Consider the following 9627-nt stretch of genomic DNA (forward strand, 5'->3'; position numbering starts at 1 on the left):
ATTTGATTTAACTGTTTGAAGTTTTTAAAACTTGATTAAACGGATAAGAGACTTACGTCTACATTCGGGAACAGCAGAAACAGGAACAGCAGAATGAAGAACCATTCTGATAAGACACAGATGATGAAAAGGTATTTTGTTTAGGCTTGAATAGTATTGATACAACAGCAGACATTTTGTGTTCCTCAAAAATTTTCTATTCTTGATTTTTATTATTAGGAACAGGATTTCTTCCTGATCCATCTACAAATGTTTTTCTAACATTTGTTTTTATTATGACAAATAAAAAAAAGATTGCTAATACTATTTTCTGATACATAGATATAGCTTTAGACTATAAGTCTATATACATCATCAATAAAAATACAATCAGTATTATTCAAAAAAAAATAATTCTTTAATAAAAGAAAGAACCTTTTGTTATTAAAGATAAAGTTTAATTTTTAACTTGGAATAAAGAATTTTATTGACTTACGGTAGTGATTATTATTAAATAAAATAAACAGAAATAAATAAGTAAAACAAGCTCATTTATTTTGGATTAAAAGAAAATAACTATAACTATGACTGTTGCCTGTATCTTATGGCAAGGTCTCATTCAGAGCAGTTCAGACTCTGATGACATCACCTCTTATAAGATAAGAAAAAAAACATAATTAGAAAACAAAGAATACAGGAGGTAATCGAACTCCATTCAAATTGTTTCAAACTGCAGAAAGCAGTTTTTTATGATCTCAAACAGACTTTAATTCAGAAAGAATTTAAGGAATATATTATGAATACATTTAATCTCAAAAAAATATCCGGACTCATTCAGAAAGGAATTGCTCTTACAGTTTTAGTTTCAGCCATATGCACACCTTCCTACGCCTACGATCGAACTGAGGTTAAGATCGGAGTTGTAGGAGAGAACAATGAATACTGGAATCCAATCATAAAAAAACTTGCTGATGAGGGAGTAAAGGTTGAACTTGTAAGATTCTCAACATACCCTCTGCCTAACAGAGCACTTGAGGATGGAGAGATCGATCTGAATGCTTTCCAGACAGGAGCTTTCTTAAAGACTGAATCAGATGAGAATGGCTACCACTTAAAGGCAATCGGCACCACCATCATTGCTCCATTAGGACTCTACTCCAAGAAAATCAAAGATATCACTGAAATCAAGGAAGGAGATACTCTAACAGTTCCTAGTGATCCGATTACTACAGGCCGTGCATTAAGACTGCTTGAATCAGCTGGCTACTTAAAGCTTAAAGCTGATGCAGGTTATCTTCCAGGAGAGAGTGACATTATTGAGAATCCAAAGAACCTTAAGTTCTACTGGGTAGATGCAGCAAATTCCTACGGCACTCTGGATGATGTAACTGCAGCCTTTATCAATGGAGGCTATGCAGTGGATCGTGGACTGACTCCTGACAAAGATGCAATCTATATTGAAAAAACCGAAGGATGGGGACTTGAAAATCCATTTGTAAATGTCATCGCCTCAAGAGAGAGTGACAAAGACAACGAACTGTTCCTTCACATCGTTGATCTGTACCATACAAAAGAAGTGGCAGACATCATCAAGACATCATATAAGGGAGCATTTATTCCTGCATTTACTTACAGTAAGTAGCAACCAGACATATTCAGGTGCGCTCTGTCCACATACTTTTCTGCGTGAAATGGCGTGCCTGAAAGCTGTTCTATCTCTTCCTTAAAAGAAAAATATAAGTAATCAGGATAGTATTCTTAGTTACCTATATTCCTGACTCTGTTTGCCACATGGATAGATTTAGTAGTCTTCAGGGCAACAGATATAATGATCACCAGAATGCCGACATAGAAGGAAGTATTAAGCTCTGATGCCTCATCAAATAGAATCATTGCCAGAATAATCGAATACACAGGTTCCAGGTTGTAGGAAAGCATCACGGTAAATGCAGATAAAGTCTGCAGGACCTGTAGCTGCAGATAATATAGACCAGCAGTACAGATCACGCCGGCTAAAAGCAGATAAAAAGCATCACTGAAGCTGAAGTGCAAAGACCACTGCCCTTCTATCAGATAATAGAAAGGTAAAAGCATAGCCATAAATATGGTTCCGCCCAGAAGCTGCCAGCTTATAAGTGAGTAATTATCATACTTTAGAGCTATTCTTTTGTTGTAGATAGAGTAAATTGCAGAAAAAACAGCACAGGCAATACCGACTGCAATACCAAGACGATAACGGGAATCAAAGCCAAAGATGACAAGCACACCTAGAATTGCCAGCAAGGAGTAAACCACATCGGTAAATGAGAACTTTGTTTTAACTATAAAAGGCTCAATTAAGGCAACAAAAAAGCCAATTGTTGATACACAGACAACACCGATAGAAACATTAGACAGTTTTATCGCAAGATAAAACAGAATCAGGTGAGTACAGAGAATAGCACCTGCTATCATGCAGCTTATGGTTCCTTTAAAACCAAGCCATCTTAGTTTTCTGAATACAATTAGAAATGCGGCTAATACAACTCCCCCCAGAAGCATTCTGAAAAATACAATCCAGAAAGCATCCAGACTTACCAGTCTTCCAAACAATCCGGTAAAACCAGCAATAAAAACAGATAAGTGAAGTTTAAGAAATACAGATAGCATTTTTATATATTAACCGGCATATTGAAGGAGCTATACTCAAATAAAAACGTTGAATAGACCTTTAAAAGGCTGAGTCAGTCTAGCACAAAAGAACTTTTTCATTACGATTATGATTATCATTTTTTTTAATGAGACCAAACAATAGTTATGGATAACAGTCACCTTTATTTTTTCAATCCTCTCCTATAATTCTACTGAGGTGTGTCTTTTTCCAATAAGCTCAAAATAAATGCAAAACAGATAAAACAGTACATAAAAAGGCTGTAATCCACGTTAGACAGAATTTAACAACCATAAAGAGCCAACAGAAAAAGAAAGAGTGTTATCAGGATAATCAAGCAGAAGCTCTCAATACTGTTCACCTACATACACAAGCGATTAAATAACGGACCAAAGATCAAAAACAACTCAGTGGAGCTTAGATGACAGATTACGTATTTCAAGGCATCCTCGCAAATGAATACTATGTCTTTGAACCTGAATACCTGTCCTATGTTCAGGCCCCGCCCCCTTGCGCCTATCTATTTACAAGAAAGGCACTTGCCTTTGCTCTATCCATAAAGGAGGAGAAATTATCTCCTGCTATGTTTTCTGAGCAGGTTGAACTGTCTGAACGTACACTGAATCTTGCCCATAAAATTGATGAATATACAAAATACTGCAGTCTTCAGGATGCTCTTCGTGGACTTGAGCATACCGAAGATCTGGGGATCAGGAAGATAGCAGAGAACTATGTCCAGAGAAGAACAGATTATCTGGATGTCCAGTATGAAGGCTGTTTCAGAGGTTACGAAATCTATATACCACGAATGGCTCAGGGTGGGACTGAAACAATATCCATGCTAATAGCAATACATCCATATCACAGAAACATCTACACCCTGGATGGAGAGAGTATGGATGTGGTACTGCACGAGCTTAATTTCAACAAGATCAGAACAGAAATAATAACACAGCCTACCGTAGGACACGCCTTTGATATTATCTGGGTTGCAAAATACCATGGAAAGGATGTTCTGAGAATAATTAACGCTGATGGTACATCAGAAAAGATTCCTCGTTACTTCTACGTTATTTATGGAACAAAATGGCAACTGGTTCCAGGCGAGGAGATATCATCTCTACTGCAATTCCTGCCTACAGTTGAGCAGCAGGATCAGGCCCGTGAATTTGTAAAAAAGGAAGGTTTTCAGTGTGCATGCTTCGTAGGAGTTTTTGAAGGCCTTAACGTATACAACGTACATTTTATGCCTCCATGTTATGACTTTGCCCTTGCAGGAGTCCTTCAAAAAGGAAATCACATTGAGCTTTTTGATGAGCAGAATTCTGTCCATCAGAAAATTTTCGGACAGGTTCAGAAGCTCATGGAAAGAGACAGATATGTAAAACCAGATGATCTTGAATGGGATTACAAATCCAATCTGAAAACACATAAGCTGCTCAATAAATACTGCGAGGAGAATGAGGTTACTATTCAGGCCGAGCTTGGACATTGGGCTGGTATGCAGGTTGAACTTGCTTACCATACCCTAAAAGATGATTCAGACTCAAAAACATCATTAGATAATAAAAGCAATACAGAATGGATGTATCTTCTGGTATCTGACAAAAAGGTATTTAAATGTCCTGATGAGCTCCTGCCCCAGGTGCAGCAGGAATATGAACCAGTAAGTCAGGATAATGAGTTTAAAACTCTGATTATGGCTAATGCTGATTTTAAGGCATCAGATGAAGAGGCAAATGCAGATGAACTGATAAATACCGAAAAGCTGATGAATACCAAAGCAAAAGTTTATGAGGCAGAAAATGGCTGTAAAACAGTTCTTAACTATCTGAATCAAAACTATTCACCAAAGCTTACTGAAAAGGAAGCCTTGAGTCTGCTCGATAAAATTACATCATTTCCTTATGGGCAGACCAAGGAAGGAATAGCAAAGGATCTTGCAGCAGTAACTCTGGCAAGAAAAAAATTTAAGCAAAAATATGAAGAGAAAGTGGACTCAACTACACTTAATTATCTTGCCAAAAGACGTTTCCCTTATGAAGGTCTTTTCTTCGATTTCAAAGATACGGATTTCGAGTAACAGATTCTTTACAGAAAAATCAATAAAAAAGCGTATGGACCACGAAGGTAATCCATACGCACATTGCACTTTTCTTTGCTAATCGTTTGGCTTGGTGATGATCTTATCTCTTAGTCTTGTTGAAACATAAGAGAAAGCAACAGCAGCAATCAGTACCAGGCCCTTTACTACCTGCTGAACGTAATCATTGATATTGCACATCAGCATACCGGTTGATAGAACGCCCATAATCAGCACACCGATGATGACAAGAGGAAGTTTACCCTGACCGCCCATGAGGCTGATACCTCCTAAAACGACCGCAGTAATGGCATCCATCTCAAAACCTACACCTGCTGCAGGCTGACCTGAATTTGTACGAGATAAAAGAACCAGACCAGCAATACCGGATAACATTGCACAGAAGGCATAGCAGAAGATCTTAACGCCACCGATGCTTACTCCTGATAATCTTGATGCCTCCTCGTTACCACCAACGCCGTAGACATAACGACCGATTGGAGTGCAGGAAAGGATGAAGATACCAAGAGCAAAAATCAAAACCATCAGAATTACAGGATCTGGAATTCCAAGGAAATAGCCTCGACCGAAAGCACTTAGACCTTTGCCGAATCCAAATACAGGCAGACCGTCAGTAATCAGGTAACCAGCACCTCTTAAAGATGTCATAACACCTAAAGTTGCAATCAGAGGAGACATCTTGAAGAAAACAACGAGGCAGCCTGAGAACACACCATATATGGTTGCCAGAATCAGAGTTACTACAATGGTGACAGGAATAGACCATCCAGCCTTTAAAAGCAAAGCTGCAGTAAGAGATGAAATACAGGCAATAGAACCTACAGAAAGATCAATACCCGCTGTAAGAATAACGTAGGCTGCACCAACTGATATTATTCCTATAATTGAAACCTGACGCAGAATTGTGGTCAGTGTAGACAATGAAAAGAAGTTTGATGATGCAACAGAAAATATGCCGATCAGTAAAAACAGGATCAGCACAATGCCGTAATCCAGCATCCACAGAGAAAAATTCTTATTCATTTTTTTATCCTTATAATTCGTTCTATTATTCTGCTTTTCCCAAAGCAGATTTCTCTAAAATCAGCTCCTGAGAGAACTGATCTTTTGAAAGTTCAGCAGTAATCTGACCATATCCCATAACGTAAATACGCTGAGACATACCAATCAGTTCAGGCATCTCAGAGCTAATCATAATGATGCTCTTGCCACTGTCTGCAAGCTTGCACATCAGATTGTAAATTTCCTGCTTTGCAGCCACATCAATACCGCGAGTCGGCTCATCAAATATAAGAACATCACATTCTGTAGACAGAATTCTAGCCAGAACCACCTTCTGCTGATTACCGCCTGAAAGATTTTTAGTTAGCTGATCCATACCAGGAGTTTTAATCTTAAGTTCACTGATATAACGTTCAGTTTCACTTCGTTCCTTTTTTGGATTGATGATAAAACCACAAGTCAGATATTTTGGAAGAGAACTGTAAACAGTATTTTCCTTTATAGTAAGACTCAGTAACACTCCCTGGGATTTTCTGTCTTCAGGAATCAGTCCGATACCGGTAGAAAGAGCTTTTCTTGGAGATTTAGGTTTATACTTTCTACCGTTAAAGATAATCTCTCCACTGGATAAAGGATCAGCACCAAAAATTGCTCTTGCAAGCTCGGTTCTTCCTGCACCTACAAGGCCACCAAAACCAAGAATTTCGCCTTTATGCAGTTTAAAACTTACATCCTTGAGAGCTGCATTCTTAAGATGCTTACACTCTAAAATCACCTCATCAGAATGATTCTTTGGGGTTGGATACTCTCCAGAGAGCTCACGACCAACCATAAGGGAGATAAGCTCATTCATCTGAAGAGATTTAACATCACGAACTGTTACAAATCGACCGTCCATGAACACAGCCGCTCTGTCACACATCTCAAAGATTTCCTCAAGACGATGTGAAATAAACAGAATGGTACAGTTATTCTCTTTAAGCTTTCTGATAACGTTAAAGAAGATTTCTGTTTCCTTAAGAGTTAAGGATGCGGTAGGCTCATCAAGAATAATAAACTTAGGATTACGGGCAACAGCCTTAAGAATTTCCACAATCTGCTTATATGCAACTCCGACATCACATACTCTTTTATTTACATCGATGTCGACTTCCATCTGATCAAATAGCTCCTGAACTCGTCTGGACATTTCCTTTTTATCCAGAACAAAGCCCTTCTTCAGCTCTCGACCATAAAAAACATTTTCAGCAATCGTCAGATATGGGATTAAAGAGAATTCCTGATACACAGCAGCAATTCCCAGATCTGCTGACAGCTGAGGATCCAGGGAAGAATATTCCTTACCCTCATATACAATAGTTCCTGAACTAGGAGTTTCTGCCCCTGTCAGGAGTTTTATAAAAGTTGATTTTCCAGCACCGTTCTCACCGCATAAAGAGATCACCTCTCCACGGCGAATATCCAGGGTAACATTATCCAACGCCTTAACCTTGGCATAATACTTAGAGAGACCACGCGCTGAAAGAATTATTTCATCTGACATTATTCTCACCAAAAACAGTGGCCGTTTAACTGATACGGCCACCAAATTCAAATTAAGTTAAATTCGATTAACCGTTTTTATTAGTAGGCTGGCTTGTATTTGCCTGAAATTACATCTTCCTGAGGAACAGGGACATATGGCAGGAATACCTTCTTAGGTTCTGCAGGCAATCCCTTGGTTGCCATCTCGTAAAGATACTTGGCACTCTCATATCCACCCTTAAATGGGTATAAGTCTACGGTTCCGCGATAGATACTGCCCTCTTCTGCAATTAAAGCAAGAGCTTCCTTAGTTGCATCACCAGAGAAAACTGCCTTATCATCACCAACCTTGTCGTTTGAAAACATTGCCTGATAGCCACCAATACCGCCAGAGTCATTTGAACCGATAACAAGGTTCAGATCTGGATGCTGCTGAAGAACAGCCTCAATAATCTTCATACCAGATTCAGGATTGTCACCTGCCTGACGAGCAACAATCTGCATGGTTGGACAGACTTCCTTGATAGCAGCTTCAATACCGTCGCCACGGCGTTTTACAGCTTCAACGTTATCTTCAGTAATTAAAGCAACCTTACCCTTGCAGTTTAACTTCTTCTTTGCCCACTGAGCAGCCTGAGTTCCGATTGCATGACCATAGTTGTACTCGTCCATGCCATATAGAAGGTGAGAATTTGGAACAACCTGAGCGATAGAACCGGTAGCAATACCAGCCTTCTTAGCATCTTCGAAAGTCTGAATCAGAGCATTAGCATCAATTGCAGTTGTGAAGATAGCGTCAAACTTATCGTTGATCATGTTCTCGATGTCACTAACCTGCTTATCAACACGATACTGGGCATCAATTGAAATACACTTGATACCAAGCTCATTACAGGCTTTCTCCATGCCAAGCTTTACGCCAACAAACCATGGGTTAGCTAACTGAGGAACAGAGAAGCCCAGTTTGAACTCTGAATTGTCCTTAGCAACAGCTGAAGTAGCGATTACAGCTCCCATAACTGCAGCAACGATTGCCTTTAATTTCATATAAACTCCTTATGTTTGTGATCTTGCTATAAACCAGTAGTTCTAGCTGCATAAAAAAGTAATATTTACAGTAAAAAAACTGATAATTGCTGTTTTTATGCATCGTAAACGTTTGCATTGAATAATACAATGCAGAGCAAAATAGCAATGATTTTATTCTATATTGTTATAGTCTCTTATTCTTATACGAAATTAGAAGTTCATGATCTTTATCCCATGAAATCGTTTTCATTTCAGTATGTTAATTAAGAAAATAGATCATTAAGACATCTTTATTGCAAAATCATGCAGAATAAAATGAGAGCAGGTTAAAATGAAAATTAGTTACTTAAATTATGGAACAGATCTCAAAAATAACGTTTTCATATAGTTAAATTTGGCAAGAAAATGAGGATTACGAGAAATAGAAAAAAAAGAAAATAAAGAACAAAAAAATACGACCGCAGGATCGTATTTATTAAGTAACTATAAAAGGAATTGAATTATCAGATGACCACAAACTAAGGCAAATATACCAGCAATCACGTCATCTAGCATAACGCCTAAACCGCCTCCGATTCTTCTGTCAAAGAAGCTTATAGGGAAAGGCTTTAGTACATCAAAGATTCTGAACAGAACAAATGCCAGAAAAGCCAGATACCACTGAGGAGGGAAAAACAGGATGGAAATAAACATACCATCAAACTCATCGATAACAATAGAACTGTTATCGTGCATTCCCATGTCCTTTTCTGTAACTTCAGATGCATACCATCCAATAAAGAAAGTAATTACAGCAACTGTAAGCACATAATACCAGTCCAGGTATAAAAGACCAATGCATAAAGGAACAGCAGCAAGAGATCCAAAGGTGCCTGGAGCTTTAGGAAGAAGACCAGATCCAAAGCCTACAGCAATAAGATGCCAGGGATTAGACAGTCTGATATTCTTTAAAAAGGAACGGTCGTGTTTATCCATCAGAAGAACCTGTTTAGGAAGAATTACTATAGAATTTTTAATAGTATATATACGAAAAAACCGAGATGCAAAAACATCTCGGTCTTTCTAAAAGGGAAGCCTGGCGGTGACCTACTCTCACACAAACGTACGTTGCACTACCATCGGCGTTACTGCATTTCACTTCTGTGTTCGGAATGGGAACAGGTGGTTCTACAGCACTATGGCCGCCAGGCGAATTGGGTTTTAACTTAAAAAACTTTCACTGATTTCAAACTTCACTAGTCTTGCGTACTCCAGATGCCTTCCGGGGTTGTATGGTCAAGACGTTCAGAGCATTAGTACTGGCAAGCTTCACTCCTCACGGAGCTTCCACATCCAGCCT

At 38.6% G+C, this 9627-nt stretch carries 7 protein-coding genes and 1 rRNA gene; 2 read left to right on the forward strand and 6 right to left on the reverse strand.

Features of this window, described 5'->3' with window-relative positions:
* Nucleotides 1-775 precede the first annotated feature (775 nt).
* Nucleotides 776-1621, forward strand: coding sequence for a MetQ/NlpA family ABC transporter substrate-binding protein (locus B5D46_RS02670; RefSeq protein ID WP_078928106.1), 846 nt, complete (start codon nucleotides 776-778; stop codon nucleotides 1619-1621).
* Nucleotides 1622-1737: 116 nt separating this feature from the next.
* Here the strand turns inward: B5D46_RS02670 and B5D46_RS02675 are convergent, their stop codons facing one another.
* Complete coding sequence (locus tag B5D46_RS02675) at nucleotides 1738-2628, reverse strand: DMT family transporter (RefSeq protein ID WP_078928107.1); 891 nt, start codon at nucleotides 2626-2628, stop codon at nucleotides 1738-1740.
* 422 nt (nucleotides 2629-3050) lie between these two features.
* On the opposite strand from B5D46_RS02675, the gene B5D46_RS02680 reads away from it, so the two are divergent.
* Nucleotides 3051-4712, forward strand: coding sequence for a hypothetical protein (locus tag B5D46_RS02680; RefSeq protein ID WP_078928108.1), 1662 nt, complete (start codon nucleotides 3051-3053; stop codon nucleotides 4710-4712).
* A 78-nt stretch (nucleotides 4713-4790) separates the two neighbouring features.
* On the opposite strand, the gene B5D46_RS02685 is transcribed toward B5D46_RS02680, so the two are convergent.
* From B5D46_RS02685 to rrf, 5 genes are all read right to left on the reverse strand, one after another.
* Nucleotides 4791-5756: an ABC transporter permease gene (locus B5D46_RS02685; protein ID WP_078928109.1), complete on the reverse strand. Its 966-nt coding sequence runs from the start codon at nucleotides 5754-5756 to the stop codon at nucleotides 4791-4793.
* 25 nt (nucleotides 5757-5781) lie between these two features.
* The gene (locus tag B5D46_RS02690; RefSeq protein ID WP_078928110.1) at nucleotides 5782-7278 is read right to left on the reverse strand and encodes a sugar ABC transporter ATP-binding protein; all 1497 of its coding nucleotides are present in this window, start codon (nucleotides 7276-7278) and stop codon (nucleotides 5782-5784) included.
* A gap of 80 nt (nucleotides 7279-7358) precedes the next feature.
* Nucleotides 7359-8306, reverse strand: coding sequence for a sugar ABC transporter substrate-binding protein (locus tag B5D46_RS02695; protein WP_078928111.1), 948 nt, complete (start codon nucleotides 8304-8306; stop codon nucleotides 7359-7361).
* Between the two features lie 465 nt (nucleotides 8307-8771).
* The gene (locus B5D46_RS02700; protein WP_078928112.1) at nucleotides 8772-9263 is read right to left on the reverse strand and encodes a phosphatidylglycerophosphatase A family protein; all 492 of its coding nucleotides are present in this window, start codon (nucleotides 9261-9263) and stop codon (nucleotides 8772-8774) included.
* Between the two features lie 98 nt (nucleotides 9264-9361).
* A 5S ribosomal RNA gene (gene rrf, locus B5D46_RS02705) occupies nucleotides 9362-9477 on the reverse strand.
* Nucleotides 9478-9627 lie beyond the last annotated feature (150 nt).

Origin of the sequence: Succinivibrio dextrinosolvens DSM 3072 (genome assembly GCF_900167015.1) — a bacterium.
Classification (GTDB): domain Bacteria; phylum Pseudomonadota; class Gammaproteobacteria; order Enterobacterales; family Succinivibrionaceae; genus Succinivibrio; species Succinivibrio dextrinosolvens.